General features: G+C 34.6%; 34 protein-coding genes and 2 tRNA genes. 13 read left to right on the forward strand and 23 right to left on the reverse strand.

Features of this window, described 5'->3' with window-relative positions; all coding sequences use genetic code 11:
- Positions 1-2 precede the first annotated feature (2 nt).
- On the reverse strand, positions 3-644 hold the full coding sequence (locus tag Nisw_RS02525) for a hypothetical protein (protein WP_141976235.1): 642 nt from the start codon (positions 642-644) through the stop codon (positions 3-5).
- 82 nt (positions 645-726) lie between these two features.
- On the opposite strand from Nisw_RS02525, the gene Nisw_RS02530 reads away from it, so the two are divergent.
- Positions 727-1203: a hypothetical protein gene (locus tag Nisw_RS02530; RefSeq protein WP_141976237.1), complete on the forward strand. Its 477-nt coding sequence runs from the start codon at positions 727-729 to the stop codon at positions 1201-1203.
- A 1-nt stretch (position 1204) separates the two neighbouring features.
- Here Nisw_RS02530 and Nisw_RS02535 read toward each other — a convergent pair whose 3' ends face one another.
- Positions 1205-1564, reverse strand: coding sequence for a tetratricopeptide repeat protein (locus Nisw_RS02535; RefSeq protein ID WP_141976239.1), 360 nt, complete (start codon positions 1562-1564; stop codon positions 1205-1207).
- Between the two features lie 46 nt (positions 1565-1610).
- Positions 1611-3053 (reverse strand): peptidase, encoded by a 1443-nt coding sequence (locus Nisw_RS02540; RefSeq protein WP_141976241.1) that lies wholly within the window; start codon positions 3051-3053, stop codon positions 1611-1613.
- Positions 3054-3175: 122 nt separating this feature from the next.
- Here Nisw_RS02540 and Nisw_RS09075 point away from each other — a divergent pair, with 122 nt between their 5' ends.
- A complete protein-coding gene (locus Nisw_RS09075) occupies positions 3176-3343 on the forward strand; it encodes a hypothetical protein (protein ID WP_185736652.1) in 168 nt (55 codons plus the stop codon).
- A gap of 35 nt (positions 3344-3378) precedes the next feature.
- Here Nisw_RS09075 and Nisw_RS09080 read toward each other — a convergent pair whose 3' ends face one another.
- Positions 3379-3522 (reverse strand): hypothetical protein, encoded by a 144-nt coding sequence (locus Nisw_RS09080; protein WP_185736653.1) that lies wholly within the window; start codon positions 3520-3522, stop codon positions 3379-3381.
- 53 nt (positions 3523-3575) lie between these two features.
- Positions 3576-4457, reverse strand: coding sequence for a hypothetical protein (locus Nisw_RS02545; RefSeq protein ID WP_141976243.1), 882 nt, complete (start codon positions 4455-4457; stop codon positions 3576-3578).
- A gap of 111 nt (positions 4458-4568) precedes the next feature.
- On the opposite strand from Nisw_RS02545, the gene Nisw_RS02550 reads away from it, so the two are divergent.
- Both Nisw_RS02550 and Nisw_RS02555 read left to right on the forward strand, forming a co-directional pair.
- Positions 4569-4643: transfer RNA gene (locus tag Nisw_RS02550), tRNA-Glu, on the forward strand.
- Between the two features lie 58 nt (positions 4644-4701).
- Positions 4702-5358, forward strand: coding sequence for a DNA repair helicase (locus Nisw_RS02555; protein ID WP_141976245.1), 657 nt, complete (start codon positions 4702-4704; stop codon positions 5356-5358).
- Here Nisw_RS02555 and endA read toward each other — a convergent pair.
- Complete coding sequence (gene endA / locus Nisw_RS02560) at positions 5348-5911, reverse strand: tRNA-intron lyase (RefSeq protein ID WP_141976247.1); 564 nt, start codon at positions 5909-5911, stop codon at positions 5348-5350. The genes Nisw_RS02555 and endA overlap by 11 nt on opposite strands.
- A gap of 98 nt (positions 5912-6009) precedes the next feature.
- Here endA and Nisw_RS02565 point away from each other — a divergent pair, with 98 nt between their 5' ends.
- Positions 6010-6519, forward strand: coding sequence for a 50S ribosomal protein L16 (locus tag Nisw_RS02565; protein ID WP_141976249.1), 510 nt, complete (start codon positions 6010-6012; stop codon positions 6517-6519).
- On the opposite strand, the gene Nisw_RS02570 is transcribed toward Nisw_RS02565, so the two are convergent.
- Positions 6511-6774 carry a hypothetical protein gene (locus Nisw_RS02570; protein WP_141976251.1) on the reverse strand — a complete coding sequence of 88 codons (264 nt, stop codon included), beginning with the start codon at positions 6772-6774 and terminating at the stop codon, positions 6511-6513. The genes Nisw_RS02565 and Nisw_RS02570 overlap by 9 nt on opposite strands.
- Before the next feature lie 63 nt (positions 6775-6837).
- On the opposite strand from Nisw_RS02570, the gene Nisw_RS02575 reads away from it, so the two are divergent.
- Positions 6838-6914 (forward strand) — tRNA-Gly (locus Nisw_RS02575).
- A 1-nt stretch (position 6915) separates the two neighbouring features.
- Here Nisw_RS02575 and Nisw_RS02580 read toward each other — a convergent pair.
- Together Nisw_RS02580 and Nisw_RS02585 are read right to left on the reverse strand one after the other, a co-directional pair.
- Positions 6916-7344 carry a hypothetical protein gene (locus tag Nisw_RS02580; protein ID WP_141976253.1) on the reverse strand — a complete coding sequence of 143 codons (429 nt, stop codon included), beginning with the start codon at positions 7342-7344 and terminating at the stop codon, positions 6916-6918.
- Positions 7337-8662 carry a cation:proton antiporter gene (locus Nisw_RS02585; RefSeq protein WP_141976255.1) on the reverse strand — a complete coding sequence of 442 codons (1326 nt, stop codon included), beginning with the start codon at positions 8660-8662 and terminating at the stop codon, positions 7337-7339. The genes Nisw_RS02580 and Nisw_RS02585 overlap by 8 nt, the downstream gene beginning before the upstream one ends.
- 429 nt (positions 8663-9091) lie before the next feature.
- On the opposite strand from Nisw_RS02585, the gene Nisw_RS02590 reads away from it, so the two are divergent.
- Positions 9092-10609, forward strand: coding sequence for a chemotaxis protein (locus Nisw_RS02590; RefSeq protein WP_185736654.1), 1518 nt, complete (start codon positions 9092-9094; stop codon positions 10607-10609).
- Here Nisw_RS02590 and Nisw_RS02595 read toward each other — a convergent pair.
- From Nisw_RS02595 to Nisw_RS02610, 4 genes are read right to left on the reverse strand one after another with little or no spacing between them, the layout of a single operon-like run.
- Positions 10606-12678, reverse strand: coding sequence for a glycosyltransferase (locus Nisw_RS02595; protein WP_141976259.1), 2073 nt, complete (start codon positions 12676-12678; stop codon positions 10606-10608). The two genes, Nisw_RS02590 and Nisw_RS02595, sit on opposite strands and share 4 nt — an antisense overlap.
- Positions 12679-12732: 54 nt before the next feature.
- Complete coding sequence (locus tag Nisw_RS02600) at positions 12733-13680, reverse strand: ferredoxin family protein (protein ID WP_141976261.1); 948 nt, start codon at positions 13678-13680, stop codon at positions 12733-12735.
- Positions 13681-13716: 36 nt separating this feature from the next.
- Positions 13717-14028, reverse strand: coding sequence for a hypothetical protein (locus tag Nisw_RS02605; protein ID WP_141976263.1), 312 nt, complete (start codon positions 14026-14028; stop codon positions 13717-13719).
- A gap of 1 nt (position 14029) precedes the next feature.
- The gene (locus Nisw_RS02610) at positions 14030-14875 is read right to left on the reverse strand and encodes a sulfurtransferase (protein WP_141976265.1); all 846 of its coding nucleotides are present in this window, start codon (positions 14873-14875) and stop codon (positions 14030-14032) included.
- A gap of 61 nt (positions 14876-14936) precedes the next feature.
- Here Nisw_RS02610 and Nisw_RS02615 point away from each other — a divergent pair, with 61 nt between their 5' ends.
- A complete protein-coding gene (locus tag Nisw_RS02615) occupies positions 14937-15773 on the forward strand; it encodes an NAD(+)/NADH kinase (protein WP_141976267.1) in 837 nt (278 codons plus the stop codon).
- Positions 15763-16248: an NOB1 family endonuclease gene (locus tag Nisw_RS02620; RefSeq protein WP_141976269.1), complete on the forward strand. Its 486-nt coding sequence runs from the start codon at positions 15763-15765 to the stop codon at positions 16246-16248. Before Nisw_RS02615 ends, Nisw_RS02620 begins: the two co-directional genes overlap by 11 nt.
- Here the strand turns inward: Nisw_RS02620 and Nisw_RS02625 are convergent.
- The 10 genes from Nisw_RS02625 to Nisw_RS02670 form a co-directional block, all read right to left on the reverse strand.
- Positions 16245-16931: an ERCC4 domain-containing protein gene (locus Nisw_RS02625; protein ID WP_185736655.1), complete on the reverse strand. Its 687-nt coding sequence runs from the start codon at positions 16929-16931 to the stop codon at positions 16245-16247. The genes Nisw_RS02620 and Nisw_RS02625 overlap by 4 nt on opposite strands.
- Before the next feature lie 52 nt (positions 16932-16983).
- Entirely contained in the window at positions 16984-17370 is a 387-nt protein-coding gene (locus Nisw_RS02630) for a prefoldin subunit beta (RefSeq protein WP_141976273.1), read from the reverse strand.
- A 70-nt stretch (positions 17371-17440) separates the two neighbouring features.
- A complete protein-coding gene (locus Nisw_RS02635) occupies positions 17441-18682 on the reverse strand; it encodes a PAS domain-containing sensor histidine kinase (RefSeq protein WP_141976275.1) in 1242 nt (413 codons plus the stop codon).
- 31 nt (positions 18683-18713) lie between these two features.
- Complete coding sequence (locus Nisw_RS02640) at positions 18714-18959, reverse strand: KEOPS complex subunit Pcc1 (protein ID WP_141976277.1); 246 nt, start codon at positions 18957-18959, stop codon at positions 18714-18716.
- Complete coding sequence (locus tag Nisw_RS02645) at positions 18943-19155, reverse strand: 50S ribosomal protein L37 (protein WP_141976279.1); 213 nt, start codon at positions 19153-19155, stop codon at positions 18943-18945. Before Nisw_RS02645 ends, Nisw_RS02640 begins: the two co-directional genes overlap by 17 nt.
- 1 nt (position 19156) lies before the next feature.
- Positions 19157-19975, reverse strand: a complete 819-nt coding sequence (gene rrp42, locus Nisw_RS02650) for an exosome complex protein Rrp42 (protein ID WP_141976281.1) — start codon at positions 19973-19975, stop codon at positions 19157-19159.
- Positions 19976-19978: 3 nt separating this feature from the next.
- Positions 19979-20713 (reverse strand): exosome complex exonuclease Rrp41, encoded by a 735-nt coding sequence (gene rrp41 / locus Nisw_RS02655; RefSeq protein WP_141976282.1) that lies wholly within the window; start codon positions 20711-20713, stop codon positions 19979-19981.
- Positions 20713-21393, reverse strand: a complete 681-nt coding sequence (gene rrp4, locus Nisw_RS02660; RefSeq protein ID WP_141976284.1) for an exosome complex RNA-binding protein Rrp4 — start codon at positions 21391-21393, stop codon at positions 20713-20715. The genes rrp41 and rrp4 overlap by 1 nt, the downstream gene beginning before the upstream one ends.
- A complete protein-coding gene (locus tag Nisw_RS02665; RefSeq protein ID WP_141976286.1) occupies positions 21393-22079 on the reverse strand; it encodes a ribosome assembly factor SBDS in 687 nt (228 codons plus the stop codon). The genes rrp4 and Nisw_RS02665 overlap by 1 nt, the downstream gene beginning before the upstream one ends.
- Before the next feature lie 102 nt (positions 22080-22181).
- Positions 22182-22535, reverse strand: coding sequence for a DUF6659 family protein (locus Nisw_RS02670; RefSeq protein WP_141976288.1), 354 nt, complete (start codon positions 22533-22535; stop codon positions 22182-22184).
- An 88-nt stretch (positions 22536-22623) separates the two neighbouring features.
- Here Nisw_RS02670 and Nisw_RS02675 point away from each other — a divergent pair, with 88 nt between their 5' ends.
- From Nisw_RS02675 to rpsI, 4 genes are read left to right on the forward strand one after another with little or no spacing between them, the layout of a single operon-like run.
- Positions 22624-23289 (forward strand): DNA-directed RNA polymerase subunit D, encoded by a 666-nt coding sequence (locus tag Nisw_RS02675; RefSeq protein WP_141976289.1) that lies wholly within the window; start codon positions 22624-22626, stop codon positions 23287-23289.
- 43 nt (positions 23290-23332) lie between these two features.
- Positions 23333-23680, forward strand: a complete 348-nt coding sequence (locus tag Nisw_RS02680) for a 50S ribosomal protein L18e (RefSeq protein WP_141976291.1) — start codon at positions 23333-23335, stop codon at positions 23678-23680.
- Positions 23673-24137, forward strand: a complete 465-nt coding sequence (gene rplM, locus Nisw_RS02685; RefSeq protein WP_141976293.1) for a 50S ribosomal protein L13 — start codon at positions 23673-23675, stop codon at positions 24135-24137. Before Nisw_RS02680 ends, rplM begins: the two co-directional genes overlap by 8 nt.
- Positions 24134-24583 (forward strand): 30S ribosomal protein S9, encoded by a 450-nt coding sequence (gene rpsI / locus Nisw_RS02690; protein ID WP_012214808.1) that lies wholly within the window; start codon positions 24134-24136, stop codon positions 24581-24583. Before rplM ends, rpsI begins: the two co-directional genes overlap by 4 nt.

Consider the following 24583-nt stretch of genomic DNA (forward strand, 5'->3'; position numbering starts at 1 on the left):
AATCAAACAATGTGGATTATTGTACTTAGACCTCTTTTTTCCATTTCAACGTCATTTTCAATTTCATAAATGGTAACCGTAAATGAAATGACATCTCGTTGTTTTGCATTTTCTGCATGAAGTTTTAGATGAATATCCATAAGATCAAAATCTTCTTGCGGCAGATCTGTTTCATCCAAATATGCACCACATGTAGATTCTATTCTAAATCGGTCATCTTTGAAGTGATATCCCAGTCTCACTTTTCGGCCTTCTCTTCCGCTTGCCTTTACATTGACATCAATCACTCCAGGTTTTGCTTCAGTATAGCTTGGAGTTTTGTTTACAAAAACTCCAATTTGAAGAGGTTTTCCAGCAGTAGATTCTGCCATTTTTTGAATTCCATCATTCATAACAACATCAATTGCAGGAATTGATGTTGCTACTTTTGCAATCCAAGTATTTGTTTTAGTAATAGTTGCACGAATTCCTTCCCTTCTTCTCTTATCTTCATCTTCAGGTAATTTGTAATAATCAACCCAAGCCTCATAATCATGAGAAATATCCTCGATAAAGTCCATACATGTTCTTTGATAAGAATTCACATCAGTTGTTCTCTCTGACTCATCACCAATTCGCATAGAATCATCAGTTGGCATTGCCATATTCTAACCCAATCAAAGTTCTAAAAAAACCAATCTGGAAGAAAATTAATGATTATAATAGGAATTTCTTTTCAAAATAATCATGATATTTTCAGAATTAATTTTGGATCTTCAAAATGCATTGAAAAAAGACTTGGCACAGATTAGATTTCTCTTAAAGAAAAATCCTGCAATGGGGTACACAAGAATTGTAGACATTGGAAAAGAGGTAGGTAGAAAATACAACATCAAACTAGTTGTAAATTTTCCAAAAGAAGGAAGGATTGAAGAATTCGAGATGTATGGGAAAAGAGATTTGAGTTTGATTGTAGATTATGAAAGAAAACGATTTCCAATAGAAAGAGAGCAGATTAAACAAAAGGCATTAGAATTCTTGGGAGATGTTCAGACTGAAGATGCATACATGTACGAAAATAAAGAAGGGGTTAGAGTATTTGGAGAGAATTGGAAGATTGACATTTTGCCTCATTCAGTCCATATTTGGACAGAATTTGATGATAAAGTTACAGCATTTTGTAATTGGTTGATGGAAAACGCATACCAGATGAAAAAGAAATAGTCTATAATCTTTCCAGTTGATCAAGTAAATCATGAGCCTCATGATTTTTTGGATCAACTTTTAGAATTTGTTCACAACAATCAATGGCTTCAGATTTTTGTTCCAAGGCCAAGTGAACATTAGTTTTGAGTCTAAGCATTTCAATATCTGTTTGGTTGAGTTGGAATGCTTTTTCAAAATAGGGCAAAGCCTTTTTTGGTTCATCAACTAAAAAGTAGACACTTCCCATAATGAACATAAAATCATGATCATTAGAGTATTCAGATTCTAAACTTTTTCCCAGTTGGATTGCATCTTCATAATTTCCCTGAGTTATCAATTTTTTTATTTTTCGTTTAGGATGTTTGAAAAGACCAACCATTTTTCTTCAAAAAATTTTCAGTTATTCACAATTTGAATGTAGGTAATTATGAAGAAATTCTCATGATTCCTTCTTTGATTAAGAATTGAATTCCTTGAACAAAGGAGTTATCATCAATTGAGCCATCTGCCCACCATGCAGCGTTTTGTTTAATCCAGGATGGGATTTCATTGGAAGAGCCTGTACCTTGTGCAGTTGGAGGGATTTTCATTATTCCTTCTTTGATTAAGAATTGAATTCCTTGAACAAAGGAGTTATCATCAATTGAGCCATCTGCCCACCATCCTGCATTATTCTTAATCCATTCAGGTATTTTTTGAGGAGTTGTATCTACAGGAGGGACAACAGGTGTGCTTCCTTCACCAGCAAAGATAGTTACTGGAATTTCAACATAATCTGAAGAAGAAGAAGGTACAATTCCTTCAGGAGCTAATCCATAAATCCAGATAACATAATTTGCCTTACCTGGAGGTTCTTGAACCACCATATCCATTATGTATTGACCAGATGGAGAATAGAGATATTGTCTTCCTTCTTCTTGTGCCATAGAACGTAATGGAGTCAAGTTATCATCTACAACTAGAAAATCAAATTGCACTTGATTCAAAAATTCGGTGTCATCAAATTTACTGATAAATTTTATGAGCCATTGCATCTCACATCCTTGAACAGGTTCTTCAGGACCATAAAATACATGAATCTGGTAATCAAAATTAGATGTAGGTTTCTTTATAGCAACATCTCTTTCAAAGTCAGTATCACATCCTTGAGCTGAAAAAGTATCAGCAGTAGATACAATTCCTGAGAAAGGACTTGTAGAGACGTTTTCTTTGTAATCAAGTAATTCAAATTTGTATTCAGCTGGAGGAATTCCTTCAGATACATGAGTTAATGTATGAGCTTTTACAGGAAATGGAAACTCGTCAACAATCCATACTTTACTTAGATAACCACCAGTTTTCCAACCAATTTGAACAGTATCCCAAGTTCCAGATGAAATTGTAATTTCTTCTATTAGTTTAGGAAGAACTTGTTCTCCACCAATGTTTCCAATTTTTCCCCAAGAAGTAGCGCTAAATGCTTTTGGTCCTTTTCCACCTGCACTATCATCAGATGTTGCAAATGCAGATAACCATGCAACTGAGGATTTGAATGCACCTCTATACACACCTAATTCTGGACTTCCACCGGTTGGTTCAGGTGCAATCTTTCCTAATTCCATTTCACCAACAATTACTTTGTTACCATCATAAACAACAACTTCAGCTAACCACTTTGTCTCAGTCCCAACTTGCTTGTCACCTTTTATCCACATATCAAGACCAAATTCAGCACATTCTTTGTAGTCTACATGACACATGTTATAAGAAAAATAATCACCATGTTTGAGACCCTCTCCAACATACCAAGTTCCCTCTTTATCAACACCGCCAGATTGGATTTGAGCAAATGCCGAAGGGATCATCAATGTCCCTAAAAGGAACACCATAAGAATTGGAAGGAAGGATAGTTTATTCAAATCTAAAAAAAATTGTTAAAAGAGATAGTTAAACGTTATTCAACTTGGTTCAAATAAGCAAATATAGAGGAAAAGTTAGAGATTGACTAGAAATGTGCGAATGCTCAAAAGTTCACTTGTTTGAAGTAGAATTCAAGTTAGATGGAATGAATGTTGTTCCAACACACAAAAACTGTGGATACGCACTAGATTCAAAACAAAATGACAAATTCCAAAAAGAGTTAGTGAAATCTTGGGGATTTGATGAGGAAGACGAATAATTTTAAAAATAAAAGAAAAAATTGGAATAATCCAATTACATGTCTTTAGTAGCTTCTTTACAAACGTCAGTATTACATTTGCAGTCTGCACTACAGATGCAGTGACCTTGCATTGCACAATCACATGCATATTCTGGATCGCCGCTATCAGCTTCGCATCCACATGCTTGATCTGTCATGACAAATCATAATCATACTTATTTTAAAAGGTTAGTGCAAGTGTATAGAACCATTATTCTGAACATGTGGCAAGTAAAGCATTACAAGAGTTTTGGATCAAGTCAGCCTGGTGTAATAAAACATTAGAGTCAGCCTCAATGTCAAAAGCTGTTTTTAAGACATGAATAAGATCATGATTTCTACTCAGGGTGTTTTTGATTTTGATGAAATTTTCCTTATTGACATATCCCAGATAAAAATAACAGTCTGAAATCATGGAATTTTTTACAAAATAATCATGTTTTTGCTGAATAATTTGAGAATGATTATTCTTTTCAATCATATCAGAAAAGCCCATAGTAGATTTTACCATACGTTCAAGTAAAACAGGGGTTGCCCGTTCGATTCCAACTGTTTGTGTAACAACAGAGATGTGCTCATTAATTGGAGATTTTGCAAATTTTCTCAAAGAATCAAGCATGTGTGTTGGCCCCAATCTTTTGTTATTTAGAGAAGTGATTGCATCAGCCAGAAAAAATGCGGCGCATTTTTGCCAGCAAGGAGCAAAATCATCAGAGTTATCAATTGACTCTTTTGTCTTTTGGCAACAAAACATTGATTCGATCAAAGAGTTTTTTGCAAAATCAGCAAACAAAGATGGACGTTTTTCTTTAATTTTTGATAAAAACATTCGAAGTTCCCAAGAGGGGTCTTGAATAATTTGCAGATCAGCATATTGCAAAAGTTTCTTTGAATTTGTTTCAGAAAAAGTTCCATGATGAAGAACAAACATTTCATCATCAATTGAGATGATTTTGCTGAGTTCATCTTTGTCATCAAAGACAACAACATCATATCCACAAGAATCAAAAAAATTTTCAGAAACTCTACATCCACCCAAGCCTACAGGAAAATCAGATAAACCTAGTTTCTCAGGAATTTTTTGTAAATCCATGTAAAAGGATATTCTAGATTTTCTATAAATGACCTAACTCACAAAGTTTAACAAATTCATGTAAAGTCAAAACCTTTCCTTTAAATTGAGACAAAGGTTGTTTTGGATTAAGCTCCTATAGTGTAGTCCGGTTAAGCATACAGCCCTCTCAAGGCTGTGACCCGGGTTCAAATCCCGGTGGGAGCATTTTTCTAATTTTTAAAAAAATTGTTTCTTTAAATAACAAATTGATTAGACGGTACTAGTGGGATTAAGAGACATAGAACTAAAAGAAGAATATCGTTCAGACATTGATGATATTGTAGCAGAATTTTTCTTTCCATGTCTGGGGCATTGTATTGAATATGATAGATGTGTAGATTTTTTGTCAATTCAAACACTAGCCACAATTGCTATGGCCTTTGACAACTTTGCAATAGGAAAGGCAAAATTGAGAATGGTCACAGGACATAGGTTCAGAACAGAAGATCTTAATGTATTTACAAAACTCTTCTCTGAAAAATACACAAAATCATTTGAAGGGAAATTTATCAAAGATTCAAAAATACAAAAATTACAAAATATCGTTAACAAGGGTCAGATTGAATTAAAGATTGCAATTCCAAATTCTGAACAAATAGCAGACTCTTTTTCAGAAAGAATTGGGATATTTAGAGATGAAAAAGATGATGCGGTTGCATTTACAGGAACATCAAGAGAATCATTTTCTACTCAAACCAGAGACTTTGAATCAGTTGACGTATTTACATCCTGGAATGACAAATCAAGAGTAGCAAGAAAGATGAAAGACTTTGAAGAGTTGTGGGAAAACAAAACAAAACATTTGGAGGTTTATGATTTTATGTATGCTGAAGAAAAAAATCTGCTAAAATATTCTTCAGACTGGATTCTCAAAGATTAAATGATTCTTCTAGTCTTGCCTTATTTTCATAAAAGTTCATCTTGTTGATTTTGTAATAGATTACTTCACCACGACGTTCAATAACTGCAATTATTGGCTCCTTTCCCATTTGAGAAATCTCCTGAATCTTTTTTTGTAAATTCCCCATCTTTTCTTGTTGCCCTTCATTTAGACCAAATATCAAAAATTTTGCCCCTTTCTCACCAAAGTGCCCTCTTTCATACACTCTAAAATCAGAGCCAAATCCAAATCCATCTTTTACAACATAACCCCTATTTCTCAGATCACGATAGATCAGAAATTTGGTTAAAATTTCAGAATCAGTCTTTTGACAAATATTCATAAAAAAATCAAAATCGATTTGTTTTTTGCCTTTCTTTAGGATCAGTTTGTTCGTGTACAAGAGATAAAGAGCCTCAAATTGTTTAAGGAATAGTTTTTCTTTTTCAATTTCTCCATATCCCTTTAGTTCAAGTTCATGAATCATATTCTTATCAACAATACAGGCCTGATCTGAGACCAATGTGCCTCTAACTAAAGGGGTATCTTCCATGATGAAAAGAAAACCAAATGATTTCCATATAAGCATTGGAAAATACGAATGAATGTCTTCTAACCGTTAAAATATGGGCATTCAGGCATTATCATAACATGCATGGTGCTAATTATAGAGAAGGAAATGGTCAAGTCTTTACCAGAAGAAAGTACATCAAAGGTAAGCCACAAATTAAAATTGCAAAATTTCAAGGTGGTAAAAGAGGAACTTATCAGTATTGTGTACAATTATGCATTAATGAGAAAATGCAATTAAGACACATGGCAATTGAATCAACAAGATTGGCAGCAAACAAAACACTAGAAAAAACAACTGGTGAATCAGGATATTATTCAAGACTTAGAATTTATCCACATAACATGTTAAGAGAAAATAAACAAATTGCAACTGCAGGTGCAGACAGAATTTCAGAAGGAATGAGAAGAGCTTGGGGAAAAGCAACCAGTTTAGGTGCAAGAGTAAAAGAGGGTCAATGCATCATGGAACTTTACGTTAATGGTGACGCTCACTTGGCAGCAGCAAAGAAATCACTCAAAAGTGCATGTGTAAAATTACCAGGAACACCAACAATCAAAGTTGTTGAATGGAACAAACCATCACCATAGATTCTCCAAATCAGATTTCTTGTTTTGAATAAATTCTAAAAATTCTTCAAATTCAGTTTTTGTTGGATCTCTATTCAAAATCCGTTTTGACTGATAATAAAATGCATTGTAGATTCTCCCAACAACTATACCCAATGCAAAAGATTTAGAATTATCAATGTTTGACAACAGGGAAATTAATTGTTTAATTTCATCTTTGTTTGAAATTGTTTCTTGAATTTTTTCTTCAATCTTTTTTAGAAGAACTTTATCCATAGGGATTCTTCATTAAAATAGTTAAAAACAGTTTAATATCCAAATTCAGCCTCTAGGTTTGTTGCAGTTATAGTACAGTCTGGTTAGTACTCGTGCTTGCCAAGTACGTGACCCGGGTTCAAATCCCGGTAACTGCACCATTTATGGATTTTTAGGGATTAGAGCAGATTTTATAATTTCTAGTGCATCATGAGCTTTTTCAGGTCGAGGAAGTTGAATTGCAATAACATTATCTTTACCATATTGAGATTCAGGTGAGTTTAGTACAAGCATAGAGGTGTTAGCAAGTGCTTCAAAAAATTTCAGATCATTCTTTGCATTAATGAGAAATTTTTCAGTGATATTTCCAATTGAAAAAGTCAAAACAACTTCAACAAAGACATTTCCTAATCCATCTTGAAAAATATTCAAATCAGTGTTTACTGAAAATGGTTGTCCTTCAATTTTTGCTCTAATAGTTCCGTATTTTGTTGCATCAACTACTATGCACGGAGTTTCTTTTCCCTCAAAATCAAAAGTTGTGATGCCAGTATGGACTTGCTCTAGCATTCGTTTTAGTTCATCAGACATTGTCTTTTTCTAATTTGGGGATTATTTTATCCCCAGCTTTTACCATGAAAGGAGAAAGAAATGCAGTGATAATTGAAATTATACCAATTAGAGGGAACAAGAAAGCGCTCACTGCTCCAATATCAACACCAGCTTTTACAATTACAATTGAGAATTCTCCTCGTGGTGCACCCAAAGTAAATGCTGAACGAAGAGCTTTTCCACGTTTTTGTCTAAATAAAATATTTCCAAGCATATTTCCTCCAAATTTCATACCAGTAGCAACTGCAATCAATGCAATTGCTATCCAGATATAGTCTCCAAGTTGAGAGACATCCATCAATGCACCAACTGAAATAAAGAAGATTGCAACAAACATATCTTTAATTGGACTAGAAAGTAGTTTTGCAACTTCGGCAGATTTTGATTCTGCTACCAAAACTCCTGCCAAAAAGGCACCAATTGCGACTGATAATCCAACAATATTTGCAAACAAGGCATAACCAAAACAAACACCAAGAACACTAAGGAGTAAAATTTCACGGTGTTCTGCAGCAGCAACTCTATCAATTAGAGGAGGAATTACACGAGTTCCAACTGTAAAGGTTCCAACAATTAATCCAGTTGCAACTAAAACAACTACAATTATTGATTCAACAGAGACGGTTCCAACTAATGCAATTGACTGTAAAGATGAAATCAAAATAACTGCAATAACGTCTTCAACTATCAAAATACCTAATACAAGAATTGATGATTCTTTTTTGATCTTTCCCATATCTTCCAAAATTTTTACAATGATTGCAGTACTGGAAATTGATAATGCCGCAGAAATAAACAATGCATCCATAAATTCTAAACCCAAGGCAGTAGCAGTGTAAAACACTACACCTAATGTGGAGAACAATCCGATAGTTCCAACTCCAACTGCAACTCTACCTATACTTCTGATTTTTGCATATGGAAATTCAATTCCAATTACAAATAATAATAAAATTACACCAATCTCAGCAAAAAGATTCAATGCAGAGATATCAGATAAGATTCCAACCCCTTCTAAAACATCAGCAGACGGGCCACCTTCAGGCAACACCCAAGACCAAAATGGAGATAATGGTCCAATAAGCATCCCTGCAAAAAGATATCCAATGATTAACGGTTGCTTGATTTTGAAAAAGGCAAGAGTGACAACAGCCCCAATAATCATGATAAATGCCAAATCAGTAACAAATGATGTATGAGGAAGTTCAGGAGTAACTTGTTCAATCAAACTAGATACAGTATTGTTTAGTGAGCTTTGAATCCCACTAGGGTTTAGCTGTAGTGGGATGTTTTGCATGTTATCACTTAGCAAATTTGTTTAAAAATGATTACGGATTGAAAATTTAGAAATAAAATCACAAAAACTGCAAATAATTGAATGTAGGCTCAAAATTTCAAAAGGTTAATCTCTTTATTCCAAGCAGTCATTGTCAAAATGCAGAGTGATGATTAGGTCAACTGAATAAGATGTAGAGATATGACCTGGGGTATCTGACTGCATAATTGGTTACGTTGTCATTACCTCGCTATTAATAGTACGGTACCATACGGTACTATATGATTCAATGCGAATATTGTACAAGAGGCTTTATCGAAACAGCAAATGGTTTGGCTGAAAAGACCTTTCACGAGTTACTTCATGAACCAGAAGTGGTAAACAAGTAACTCTTTACATTTTTTATTTTAGACCTAACTTTTTTATCGTTAAATTTTTAATCCAATTAAGATGGCCACAAAAACTACAAAGAAAAAAACCACCACTAAAGCAAAAAAAGTTGCAAAAAAAGAACCTAGCCCATCAGCTTTACTAAAAAAAGTTGCATCAGTTTCAGATTCTAACAAAGCATTGCAAAAAGAGATCAAAGTAATGTCAAAGATTTTTGGAGAAAATCAAAAGGTCCTAGTGTCTATGAAAGGCATGATTGATTCATTAACATTAGCATTAGAACACATTCAAAAACAATCAAAACAACTTAACATAATTGAAGATGATACACAAAAGCTGTATGCAGGACTAAATCAAGTTAGAACCCAATCAAATCTAGTAACTAAAATAAACAATCAAACTGCAAAATTACAAGAAGAAATTAACAGAATTTCAGAGGAACAGAAATTATCAAAATCTCAAGAAATTAGTCAACAGGTAGAAGACAGTATGAATTCTATTAGAAATAATTCACAGATGATTATCAAGATTGCACAAAGAATAGATGAAGTAAGAGATGATCTAAGAAAAGTTTCAGGAAAAACAGATTCCTTTTTAGAAGTGGGTTCAGAAATGGACAAACTAAAAAACAGTATTGAAGAGATTTCAGGAAAAACTGCAAAACTTGAGACAGGAGCTCAGATAATTGAAAGTCTCAAACAAGAACTCTCAAAAATAACTGAAGGAGTTTCAAATAATTCCAATATCAATTCAGAATTAGATGCAATTAAGGTAACAATTGATGCCATATCATCAAAAGCATCAAAGATTGATTCACTTGGAGGAGTAATTGAGGGCTTAAAGCAACAATTTGAGACTGTTGCCACAAAGGCAAGTTCTGTTGATAATTTGAGCCTAGAATCAATAAAGGAACTGGCAGGCAAGATTGACAAAATAGAGACAGAGATTAACACATTATCCCATAGAGCAGATTCAACTGCATTTGTAGGCGAGGGTCTCAAATCAGTTCAAGAGGACCTCTCAGAATTCAAACAAAATGTATTTGATAAAACAAACAGTATTGAGCAAAAAATCTCTTCAGCATCAGATATGCTAAAAAGACAAGATGCAACAACTGCAGAATTTCATAAAAAGACAGAGAAATTGTTTGACGAGATGCAATCAGTTAGAAGTGTCACAGCCAAAGCTTCAGATGATTCATCAAAAGAAATGATGGCATTGTTAAAACTATCAGAATACCAATCAAACATCAGAATGAATGCTGAATCAAAGTATGGTGAAGCAAAAGATCTTGAAAAAATGGCATCTCAGACGGCAGATATTGTGAATCTATTTGACAGAATTTCAATAGAATCTGGTGAAAAAATTCCATTACCACATGAAGTAAGACAATGGGCAGTAAGTAAGATTCTGGATTGTGCAGATAGATGGGAAATTAGATTTAGTGATGTATATTCAATTTTAACAAATGCTATAGGACGAGACTTGTTAAAAGAAGCAGTAAGAGTTCAGCAGATTAGAGACATCTATGGAATTAGAGCTGTTGATGAAATTAGAAAGGATCTGAATATTTCTTAGATTCCAGTTTCGTCAACTTCTTTGAGTTGTTCTTTCTTTCTTTTGAGTGCTGCAAAGATTCCCAATAGTGCAGCAATCCAAACTGTTGTAAACAATAGATTTGCAACACTGACATACATGTAGGGAGTTGCATCCATAATGTTTGTTTTCAGTAAAAGAGCCCTATCACTTACATCCATCATTCCAGTATGATATGCAGAACTGTCTTTTGGAACAGTAGAAATTTTATCAACACTTGCAAGCATAGTGTCAAGGTTATCCTGAATTCTAACAAAGTTAGTAGATTCTGTGGAAAATAACCAAACAGGATTTTTAGAAATCAGTTCACCGTCAGCATTAGTTTTCTCAGGGATGAGATCATTTGCCATAATTCCATCCATATCAGCCTGAATTGCCATCAAATGTGCACGAATATCAGCAGGATCAGATGAACCAATGATACCATCCAGATTACCACGGATTCTATCAAGAGGATAGATGTCAACGCTATATCCATAAATTGCCATAAATCCTCCAAAAATAATTATTCCAACAATCCCAACCATGGAAAGTTTGTAAACTCTATTTGCCATCTTCTCTTTCTTGGTCATTACACGATTAACACTTGATTTATTTCTTTTAAATCGAGTATGAGAGAGGCTCAGATAGGCAATATAGAAGAATCCAACAGTTTGCAGTGCAATTATTGGAACAAAGATAGGATTGTTTGAAAATATTGAAACAAAGATTCCTAACATTCCATAAACGCCAAAGAAAATTTCAAGAAGTGTTACTTGAGAAAATGGTAAATTGTATGCATTATCTTTCCAATCATCTTTTGTTTTTAGAACACCGTATTTTGGAGTTCTAAGAAATTCATTCTTTTTTCCAAGTATTGCATCAAACACTGCAACGGTATTGTTTACAGACATTCCAGCATTATAGACTAGTAATGCAGGTAATATCTTGGCTTTTGATTTCCACGATTTGTGATACATGCTTTGTATAATCATAATGTACGCGCCAGGACCCATTGCAAGATATGTTGCAATTGTTATTGCAGGAAGAAAACTAATCACATAGAGATTTACTTGTCCTGCCAACAAAATAGGCAATGCCAAAAATTGGATTAGCATTAACGGGTAAACAATATGACGAGTAAGTTGAATAAAGGCTTGAATCTTTGCTTCAATTGCAATTTTTCGTTTGATTGCAATATCAGTTAGTAGTTTAATTGCACATTGGATAGAACCTTTAGCCCAACGAAATTGTTGTCTTTTTGCAGCATTCATCTGTACAGGTAACTCTGCATCAACTACAATGTCAGGTAAGAACACACATTTCCATCCTTTCATTTGCGCCCTGTAACTAAGATCAAGATCTTCAACCAGAGTTGCAGTGTGCCATCCACCAGCATCCTCAATACAATCACGTTTCCAGATTCCAGCAGTACCATTGAAATTCATGAAAAGATGAGAATTACTCTTTGCTTTTTGTTCAATTAGAAAATGAAAGTCAAGACTTAGTGCTTGGGCTTGGGTTATTGCAGAATAATTTTCATTGACATGACCCCAACGACATTGCACAAGTCCAATGTTTGATTTTGCAAAGTGAGGAATAGCACGTTTTAAGAACCATGTTGGAGGAATAAAATCAGCATCAAAAATTGCTACAAGTTCTGTATCAGTTGACTGCATTGCATGTTTTAATGCGCCAGCCTTGTACCCCTTTCGAGTTCCACGTCGAACATGTTCAATTTGGAAGCCTTTCTTTTTGTAATCATTAACAGTGTCTGCCAGTAGGTCTACAGTATCATCGTCTGAATCATCCAATACCATTATCCTCATTTTGTCTTGAGGATAATCCAAATTACATACAGAATCAACTAATCTCTTTGCAACGTACTTTTCATTGTAAATTGGTAATTGTATTGTAATTGAGGGAGTTCCCAAGTCAGCAGTTTCCAAAATATCTTTTCTTTTTCTTGAAAGAAATGCCAGATAGTAAAAATTGCAAGTATAGGCAGTAATTATTATGGCAGATAAAATAAACAGGTCAAAAACAAATGCAGTGAAAGGATTGAATGCCATATCCCTAATTTCCCAGAACCACTATTCGCTATTTATACTTGCAATAAATTTTCATTATTTTTGTTCAAATATCTTAATTGCTTGTGGAGGACAAACACCTTCGCATGCAAGACAAAAGATACAATCAGGTTCTTTAGACATTAGTGGTTTTTTGTCAGATGCAGGATTTCCAGGAGTGTCAAACCACTCATACACACCTACAGGGCATGCTTCAATACATCCACCATCTGCTACACAAATATCATAATCTACAGAAACAAATTCTCCCCAAACACCCATTATTCCATTGCTAGTTCCTTTTCTACCCCAAGTTTTGATTGTATGTTCGGGTGCTTCGTAAGGAGCAGAGGCCTTCATCTTTTGTTTGTAATCAACATCAATTGGTCCAGGCTTTGCACCATCAGGAATTTCGATGTCACCTTCATCTTCTTCTGCTTCTTCTTCAGTAGCCTCAACTGGTTTTGGTTTTGCACCAAGAACAATCTTTGCTAATGGAGTAAGGTCTTCAAGTTTTTGAATAGCTGCAACTTCAGAAATTTTCTCGGTCTTTGCAAAGTAAGAAATCATCTTGTCTGCCAAGATAGTATTACGCAAAATAGTATCAATTACCATTTTTGCAAAATGGTCTGCTTTCTTTCGGTAGTCTTTGACCCAGTTAGGATCACCAAATTTTTCAATTGGGAAAATCTGATAAATAATATCTACAACTTCACCAGTAACAATTTCAACTGTAACGGATAACTCAACTTCTTCGTATCCTTTTGCATCAGGATCATCCATGTTTTGTTCTGTCCAACGATAGGTTGCAAAAATTCTATCAGCATACTTGTCCATCTCAAAAGCCTTTTTGAGACCATCATGAACTGACTTTATCTCATTAGGGTCTTCTAGATTAATTGGTAATCTGTACAACCCAAGTTTGAATCCATGTAATGGATAGACTCCACGTTTTGCAGTAGGGGCTTCCATCGACCAAACTCGATCTTTGAGAAGTAAAGACATCTGAGTTTTCTCAATTGATTTTATTTAAAAAGGTTATCAGTCATCATCGTCAGGACATGTAAGTTCTCGTAGTTCCGTGTATTTTTTTTCCATTGCTTCAGCATGTACTGTAACTGCAGCAAGATCATAGGAATCTTTTGGAAAATACCACCTTATTGGAACCCAATGGCCAATGCCATCCATATCATGAATCATACCCTTGTCGGCCTTGACATTGAGTTTTTCATCAACAGATGTTTCCTTTACAGTAAGGCCTCGCTTTGTTTTATCCTCCATGACAAGATCATCATCAGAGTCTTTGATAAAATAAAAAGATCCCTTTTTTAAAACAGGGAGATCTAGTAACAATTTATTTTTCCACAGGGTTTCCTATCATGTTTCCCCATTCAGTCCAAGAACCATCATAGTTTCGGACCTTTGGATATCCAAGTAGGTATTTTAGAACAAACCAACTGTGTGAAGAACGTTCACCAATTCTACAATAACAAATTACATCTTTGTCAGGTGTAACTCCTTTTGGTTCATAGTTTTGTTTTAGCTCTTCAACTGTTTTGAAAGTTCCATCAGCGTCATTGACTGCAGTTGCCCATGGAATATTATTTGCGTCAGGAATGTGTCCACCTCTCTGTGCATGTTCCATTGGATACTCTGGAGGTGCAGTAATCTCTCCTGAAAATTCTGCAGGAGATCTGACATCAACCATAACGGTATCTTCTTTTCCAAGTGCACGGCTTACATCAAATAGATATGCACGTAGACCTTCATCTGGAGGTTGTGCAACATATGTAACTGATCCAAATTGGGGTTCGTCAGTCGTATAATCTCTATTTTCTAATTCCCATTTTTTTCTACCACCATTCATAATCTTTAGATTTTCGTGTCCATAGATTTTGAAAACCCAGAAAACAAATGCTGCAAACCAATTGTTAAAGTCACCATAAAGAACTACTTCAGTATCTTTTGTGATTCCATTTTTTGCCATTAACTCTTCAAATTTCTTTTTTGAGATAATGTCTCTTGTAACAGGATCATTAATGTCACGTTTCCACCAGATCAGACTGGCACCACTAATGTGACCTTTTTGATATCCATTCACAGGATCGTAGTCGACTTCAACTAATTTTCTATTTTCATTTGGGGGATTTTGTGAAACCCATTCCGTATCAACTAATACTTCGGGATGTGCGTAACTCATGTGATAATCGAAATCGTTTTCATACTTAATTGTTTTTCCAAAAAATATCATTTTTAAGTAAATGCCATTTCTAGAAAACTGCTTGAAACTACAAAACGTTGCAGTGGTAAGTAAAGTAGGAAACAAAGAATCCGAAAAAGCTGCAATGGATGTCGCAAAAAAATTATTGGCAAAAAAATCCAAGGTATATACAATATCACCAATTAAAGTCGAGGGCGCAAAGCAGATTGAAACTTTAGAGGATCTAAAAAAAATAAAACTAGACCTTGTAGTCACTTTGGGAGGGGATGGAACAACACTTCGAGTTTTTAGGAATTTAGATAATGAAACACCAATTTTAACAATTAATGTAGGTGGTAATAGAGGAATTTTAGCTGAAATCACAATTGAAGAGATAGATAATGCGCTAAATCAAATTCAAAAGGACAAATTTTTCTTGGACAAGAGAACAAGAGTTGTTGCATCTTGTGGAGGAAAAGAATTTCCACCAGCATTAAATGAGATTTTCATCAACAGAGCAAACTTGACAAAAACTGCAGAGATTGAAATTAAATTCCAAAATGATACGGTAACACAAAAAATGGATGGTGTAATTGTTGCAACACCAAGTGGTTCTACAGGACATTCATTTTCATTAGGAGGACCAATTTTGCATGAGAGTTTAGATGTATTGATAATTACACCAGTTGCACCAGTGTATAGATTAGAATCAATTGTTGTACCAGATGAGAAGATAGAGATTATCAGCTCACATGATTGCAACATTGTAATGGATGCACAAGTAGTAAAAACTGCAGGGTTTGAAGAACCAATAACAATCAAGAAACACAAAAAACCTGCTGTGTTTATCAGATTGAAAAAACGTGGATTAAGACAAATGAGTAAGCTTGGATTTTAGAATTTTAGATGCTAGTGCATTTTATGCAGGGGTTCCATTTAGATCATCTAGTGATTGTTATACAACATCACTAGTCTATGATGAAATCAAGCACATAAAGAAAAACCATGATGCATTGGGAACATTACTTGAGACAAATAGATTAAAAATTAGAGAACCAGATGTAAGCGCTACAAAAGCTGCTACTAGTGCTGCAAAGAACACTGGAGATTTTCCTCAATTATCAAAACAAGACTTGTCAGTCATTGCATTGTGTATTGAATTAAAAGGTGAGATAATCAGCGATGACTTTGCTATTTCAAATGTTGCACGCAATCTAGGCTTGAAGATTTCACCAATAATGACTCAAGGAATCAAAGATGTTGGAAAATGGGTGCATTATTGCCCAGGATGTAGAACTAATCACACAAGTGGAACAGAATGTCCTGTTTGTGGAACACCTCTAAAAAGAAAACTACTCAAAGAGCAATCTTAAGAATCATGCAAAGTTTTTTGGTTTGATTTTTTAAGATGTTTACTTTTTGTGTCAAGAACTTTTTTGATTTTTTTGGCTCTTGCCTCACCTAATCCTTCAACTTTTGCCAGTTCCGAAGTTGTTGCAGTAAATACTTTAAGAGGAGTGCCAAATTTTTCAAGCATTCTTACTGCAAATTTTTCTCCAACACCAGGTAGGCTACAAAGAGAAGACAATTGTTGTCGCTCCAAATCAGATGATTTTTTTATTTTTTTTAAGAATGGTCCTTTTGATGCATCTTTTCGAGAACACATAGAGACCAATAATTTTGCAGTATGTGCTGCACTTGGGGTAGGAATTACTGGAATTTTAAAATCAAGAACAACAGTAGAGATTGCACCATAAAAAATTAAAGGGTTTTCTGTAATCTCTTCGATTTCATCCACGTTACCCTCCATCAAAACAATTGGATGTTCAAAATGTTCTTTTAGTCTAGTACATTGATCAAATAACCTACCATCAAATACTGATGCCATTAAATCACGAATACTCTTTCGTTCCACTATTGTTTCAGGAGCTACAATATAATCTCCAATTGGAAGTGTTTTCATTTCAAGATTCAACCCAACAGATTTTAGTAGTTCAGGAATTCCACTTTTTTTCTCTCTTTCATCAACAATAATTCTCAGATTTTCTAATTTCACAAATATCTATGAAAAGAATTGTTAATATCTTATATGAAAATGGTTTCAGTTACTATTTTCTAGGATTATCTTCTGTTTTTGGCGCCTCAGAACCACCCTTCATCATTTCCGTGATTTTTGCTTCTTGTTCTTTGAGAGTTTCTTTGACACGTGTTTCTTGTTTTTCAAGGACGGTTGCACGAGTTTTTGCCATCTCTTGTTTTTCTTCTAATTCATCAACCAAGTCTTTTTTTGTTGATTTTAACAAGACAGTTCCTGCTTGCTTGTAAACTGCATCAGCATCACCAACTTTTTTTAATTCTTCAAGGGCTTTCTCGGTTTCAGCCTTTTCCATCTCAAGATGTTGTTTTTGAGTCATGATTGATTGGAGGTTTTGCTGAGATTGTTGTAGTTTCATCAATTGTTCTTGAAGCCATGGAGGCATTTGTCCTGCAGACATGACTTAACACAATTTTTGTTTCATTATATCTTTAACTGTAATCATAATACTGTCACGCATAGATTCTCAATCAATAGTTCGGAAGAATTACGGTAAATGTGGTAGGATTGTTTTTTGCATAAATTACCCCTTTGTGATTTTTGACAATATTTTTGCAGCTTGCCAATCCCAACCCAGTTCCGGATTCCTTGAAAGTTACTAGAGGCTCAAAGATTTGGTCTAGTTTATTGTTAGGAATACCATTACCAGAATCTATAATCTCGATTTTTGTTTCATTTGGACTAGTATTAACACGAATCTCAATTGAGCCATTATTTTTGATTGAATCTAACGCATTTGAAATCAAATTAATGAAAAGTATTTCAAACTGAGTACGATCACATTTGATTAGAATTGATTTTTCGGGTAAAGTTACTTTGATTGAATCAGGTATTTTTAATCTATCAAGACAATCTTCTAAAATAGATTTTAGATCCCATAATTTTAGTTCAGGTTCTTTTGATCTGACAAAATCCATGACATCATTGATTTGATGAGACATTCTCTGAATTCCTTTTTCAATTACATCTAATTTTTCAACAGTTTCTTTCTCAGTTACTTTTGATTTTAGTAATTGTGTGCTCATATTGATGTAAGAAAGCGGATTTCTCATGTCATGAGCTAATCTAGAGGATAGTTCGCCTACTGTTGCCAATTTTTCCATTTTCAGAGTTTTCTTGAATTCATTTTTGAAAATCTTTGAAATTAAAATTACCATCATCACATGAACTGCAACATTAATTGCCACTAATACGGATTGCAAAATAAGCAGGGTGCGAGATAAATTATCAGTCATCAACCCTATTTTACTAACTAGAACATCAGATGATCTAATCAACACCACAGAGTTAACCTCTAATGAAGTTACATCTAATGGAGAAAGAGTTTGAGAGGCAGTTATTGATTGAAAATGTTCAAAATCAGATTTCATTATTTGAAAATGAAAGTAAACTTGTTCCCATTCGGGATAAAATTGTTCATTAAGAGGATCTAGTTTAAGACCATTTTCTTCCCCACCGTTTTTTAAAAATAAAATATTTTGTTCTAATAATTCCAATTGTTTTTCTGGATTTGCATCAGGGAAATTTAGATATCCATAGTCTTTTACTTCATTCAAAAACTGACTAGTAAGTAATCGGTTTTTTCCCGCAACATTGACAGAGTTTCCTAGTAATGAAAATTGAGATTCCCAAATAGCAACACTAAGAAAACTTCCCATGATTAAACCGATTTGGCACAATACAATAACTGTGATTTTTGATTTAGAGTTCAAGAAGACAGATCAAAAATTCTAAAAATAGTATTTATTCTTTCACAGACTCTATGGTGTCATTACTTGCTTGAATTAATCTCAGAGTAGAGTTTAGGTTTGCTCTCAAATGAGGAAGATGTTCAGATTCTACAGAGATTATTATTTTTTTATCTAGTTTGATTTCAGTTTTGACTGGATTTTCAGGATAAAATTTGTTATCAGTATTTACAGAATCAAAAATTGCTTTTGTGTTGTCTTTTGCATCAACTGTAATTTTTGCACTAAATTTTAACGTCATATGCAGTTCCAGCTACTTTGAAGCTACATTTTTTACAAGACCAAATTCCTACAGCATCTCTGCCAAATGTTTGTGAACCACATTCAGGACATGCCCTTTTTTGTTTTAATTGAAGATGAATTTTGGTGTATTCTTTTCGAATTTTAATTCCGTATCTTGCACCAAGACCTTTGAGTGATTTCTTACCTTTTGCCATTTTATTGACCTGCCTGCTGAGCTGCTTTTAATTTTTCTCTTATTTTTGCGCCTACTCTGACTGAGATTTCACCACATTGGACAATTTCTTCCATAGTGAATCCATCATCACCACCCTTCTGTAAAGCACAGATATTTCCATCAGAATCACTAGTAATTGTAATTCTTGCATCCATACTTGCCCATTCATCACCGTTAGGATCAACTATGATATGTTTTCCAATTTTAGCCATAGTTACAGATACTGGGATGGTAGTAATTGGAACGGCAACCTCTTCACCTTCAACTAGTGTAGGAGTTTCATCTACCCAATTCCATTTTGGACTTTTAGATGAGAGTAGTGCAGCAGTTGCAGCATAAGAACATGCATCAAATAGATTACCATCATAATCAACAACAACATTATCTGCAAAAACACCAATCACAGACTTGTCTTTTTCAATAACTAATTGAGAAACATCAATCATGTGACTTTCTCTGATTCCTCTATCCACAACTCTAGCTAGTTCAATTACTTCAGGTCCTGGAGGTCCTGTTTCAACTGTAGGATGTGAAAGGGGTAATAATTCAGCAGTACAAATGAAAAGACCTTTGTCACCAGTATCAGGGAAAGGCCTATCAGGTTGGATTTTTACTCCGCAAACAACTTCAGTATCTCCTAATCGAACTCTTGCAGAACCGTTTGCTTTTGGAATTGCATTGGTTTCAATTGAAATTTCTCTTGCTTCATCAAGAGCTCTTCCATCAACTCTTTTTCCTTGTTCTAACAAATCAAGAATTTGATTTCTCTTTAATTCATCAATAACAGTATGTGAAGCCATTTCCTACTCTCCTTTATTTCCAAAATATTTGTCGTTGAGTGCTTTCTTTTGTAATTCATAAACTAGTTTGCATCCATCCACTCCAACTTGAACACATTTTTTGTATTCTTCAGGAGTGAGTACGCCATCTAATTGCAATAGTGTTATTTTTTCAAGATTTGGCATATAACCAATTGGCATGTCTGCTTGACCTGCTTGATCTTCTTCATTGTTAACATCAAGAATTACAGTGTCTGCAACTTTTCCTGCTGCAATTGCTGCAACCATGTCTCTCATTGGAATACCTGCATCAGCTAATGCAACAGATGCTGCAGTAAGTGCGGCACATCTAGTTCCACCATCTGCTTGTAAAACTTCGATAAATACATCAACTGCAGTTCTTGGGAATTTATCTAACATAACTGCAGGCTCTAATGCTTCTTTGATAACTTTGGAAATTTCAATCTCTCTTCTTGAAGGAGCTGGGTTCTTTCTCTCACCAACAGAGAATGGTTCCATGTGATATCTAACTCTCAAAATACCAGTGTCAGTGTCAGACATGTGTTTTGGGTGAACATCTCTTGGACCAAAAACTCCAACTAGAATTTTGTTATCTCCAAATTCAATGTAAGATGAACCATCTGCATTTTTGAGTCCACCAGCTTTAATCATAATTCGACGTGGTTCGTCCACTGTACGTCCATCACAACGTTTTCCATTTTCGTCCATAAGGACCATTGTTGCTTCTCGTCCACCCATTATGATTCACCTTTTTTATCTAACATTTCTTTCACTTGATCAGTCAAATTTGCAACGTGTGCTTGCTCATTAACCATTTGAATTGCTTTTTTAGCCTTTAATAATCCCTCTGGGGATTCGCATGAAACTACAACCCAGCCATTTTGACCAATGGTAACTGCAGCGTCAGTAGCCTCTTCAATCATCTGAATCATACTACCTTTCTTTCCAATTAGGCGTGGAACTTTGCTTGGAGAGATTTCCATCAAAACTCCAGAATCAATCTTTCCCAAATCCCTATCAGAAATTGAAACTAAGGGATCTCGTGTTCTGTCAAAATTTGCAATTCTTGCAGCTACAAGATCTCCGGTTTTTAGTTTAGTTGCAAGTTCGTCAGCATGAGCTGAAAAGTCACGCCCAAAGACGTCTTGTGCTGGCAAAAACCCAACATAGCATGAGTTGATATCTAATTCCCAAGACAATGACGTGTGTGAGTTGACTTTGCCAATTACAAGATCATTGATTTTTGGAATATATTTTCCAGTTAATGGGATTACACGAACAGAGTCATCATAAATTTCAGAAATACCAATAGTGGTGGAAATTATTTTGTTTCCATCAAGTATTACATTTTGTTCAGGTCTAAAAGGTCCTGTTGTTACAACATCACCAGGAATAACGTATTTTCTCTTATCTGCCATTATTGCATTACCTCAACTGAAGCAGAACCTTTGGTTATAGAACCTAATCTGTCTATCACGTTTGGCCTTGCTGCAGCGGGTATTTCAAGTATTGCTTTTAGAGAACCATTATTTTGCCATTCTTCTTTTTTTAGAGAACCTACAGACTTTAGAACAGCATATGATTGTGAAGCATATTGTGCAGGGATAATAATCTCCAATTCCAAGTTTTCAGATTTTAGAGCAATTATTGAACGAAGTTTATCTACAATATCTTTTACTTGTTCATCTACACTTTTTTGAGGATCAACTGAAACTCTTCCATCTTTCATTGCTTGCTCAACTCTCAAAGGTGGATGAGGCAAGTGAGTTTTAGGATCGACATAGGTCTTTGCAATGTATGCAACAATCTGTTTTTTCTTGTCTTCAATCATTTTTCGTCTTTGATCAGTTGTAAGATTAAGATCACCTTTTTGCATAATTATTTGAGCAATCTCAGTTTGATCTTCGGTTTTGAAAGCTTTGAGTAATTTTTCAGTTGAGGGCTTTGTGCCTTTTCCTGAATCAGTGTAGATGTCTTCTGAAACTAAAATTGCAGAAATATCTTTTTTCTTTCCAAGCTTGTACTCTAATGCTAGATCAGGTTTTACCAATATCTCAAATTTCTCTCCTTCAAAAGAGAATCTTGCAACTGTTACATCGGCCATTTCTAATGAATCTACGATAATTTGGTATTTATCTCTACACACAGTAAACGATTCAAAAATTACTTCAAATTTGCAATTATGGGAAATTAAAAGAAAATCTGTCTAATTATTAATTAATTCAAGTATTTTTTTGATAATACTAGTATGGTCAGCATCAATTTCAGTTGTGATCATCAAGAGATGTTTGTCATCAATAGGAAATGTAATTCGTTTAATTTTATTATATTCAGCTAGAGCATATTTTGCAGGACCTATTTTGTGTTCAATGTTTTTCCGAGTTTGCCATCTTTGTGATGCATAGTAGTGCATCATCTGGAGTTCGTCATCACTTAGAATTGGAGTTATTTCTGATCTAAAACCACCGGCAATCTTAACACCAGTGTTATTTTGAATTGCAGCATATCTGATTGAGGAATCTAGATTTAGAATATCTAAATACAGTTTTTCAAAATCCATGGTTTTTCTTGAAAAAATACAGACTTAAGCATATCTTCAAGAATTCAAAATAGACAGGATTCACACTCAAAACTAGCTAGATTTTTATGTGGACTTTAAAGATTTTCTTCAAGATTTGTCATCCTTAGAAGTAATTAGTAAAGATAATCAAAAAATAGCTTTAAAGCTAAAAGGCGTGCCATTACAATATGCAAATGCCCTTAGAAGGGTTTGCTTAAATGGTGTTCCAGTCTTTGCAATTGATACAGTTGACATTATTGAGAATTCATCAGTATTACCAGATGAAGGTCTAGCACACAGATTAGGTCTCATACCACTCAAAACAGATTTGAGCAGATTTAACGAGCCATCAAAATGTGACTGCCAAAGTGAAACAGGATGTTCAAACTGTAAAGTAATGTTAGTACTAGATTCTGGAGATTCAGACGTTACAAGAACGGTTCTATCAAACGAACTTTCTTCTGAAGATGACTCTATCAAGCCAATTTCAGACAAGATTCCAATTTGTGAACTTGCACCAGGTCAAAAAATCAAAGTTGAGTGCTATGCAAGACTAGGACGCGGTACAGAACATGCAAAATGGAACTCTGCAAACATTTCAATGTTAACTGAGACAGACAAGGAAGATGAGAGAATTCTCACTGTTGAATCAACGGGTGCACTTAATCCTGAGCAGATCATCATATCAGGAGTAGAAGAAGTAGGTAACAGATTGGTCGAATTCAAAGATACAATCGAGCAAATCAGCGAATAGAAAGCATATACGTTATATTTGGGTTTTAAACCGCATTATTCACATGACTAATCAAGTAGTTATACGCATGGCAAAGGATCTAAAGTCAGCATCAGCTAAAAATGATGCTCCAATTTGGGCAAAACTAGCTGAATATGCATTAAAACCATCTATTGCTAGAAGAGACATAAACTTGAATAAAATCGCTAAACTAACTAAAGAAAACGATACTGTAGTATTTCCAGGCAAAGTTCTGGGAACCGGTAATGTGTATCATAAAATCACATTATGTTCATTTTCAATTTCAAATTCTGCAGCTTCCAAAATTATTGAAAACGGCGGAAAACTAATCAGTTATTCAGAACTAATTGAGCAAAACCCAACTGGAAAAGGAGTGGTATTACTTGGCTAATCAAGAGACAGTTGTTAGAACCGATAGACCAATTGTTGTAGATGCTACAGACCACATTGCTGGTAGATTATCATCAAATGTTGCTAAATTACTAAAACAAGGACACAGAGTTTCGCTTGTAAATTGTGAGAAAATCATGTACAGTGGAACAAGATCAAACTTGATCAAAGAATATAGAGAATTTTTAGAAATTAACAGTATCATTAATCCAAAACACGGACCTGTTCACTACAGAAGACCAGACACAATCATCACAAAAATGATTCGTCAAATGTTACCATATGATAGAAAACCATCAGGAAAAGAATCAATTAAAAGATTAAGAGCATACATTGGTTCTCCAAAAGAACTAAAATCACTTGAGAAAACTCAATTTGAGAAAGCAAAAATTAAAAAATCTGCATCAAACTATACCACAATGGGAGAATTGTGCAGAGTGATAGGGTGGACTGAATGACAACACCAAAAACTGAAATCTATTTTGCAACTAGAAAAACATCTAGTGCACATGTTTACATTACTAAAGGACAAGGCAAAGTTAGAATTAACAACGTACCAGTTGAAATGATTCCACAAGAGACTGCTCGTGAAGTAATTTTAGCACCACTAGAAATTACAGGCGATTTAAGAGATAAAATCGATATCTCAGTTAGAGTAAGAGGAGGAGGTTTCATGGGACAGGCAAGTGCTGTTGCAACTGCAATATCTAGAGCACTAACAGGATGGACAAAATCAAAGAAAGATCCAAAAGATCACCCATTCCCAAAATCAACCAGAGAAGACCTTAGAAAGAGAATCACAGATTATGACAAATATCTAATCAGCGGTGATGCCAGAAGAAAAGAACCAAAGAAGTTCGGCGGACCTGGCGCAAGAAGAAGAAAGCAAAAATCATACCGTTAG

The organism is Candidatus Nitrosopumilus sp. SW (genome assembly GCF_006740685.1).
GTDB lineage: Archaea > Thermoproteota > Nitrososphaeria > Nitrososphaerales > Nitrosopumilaceae > Nitrosopumilus.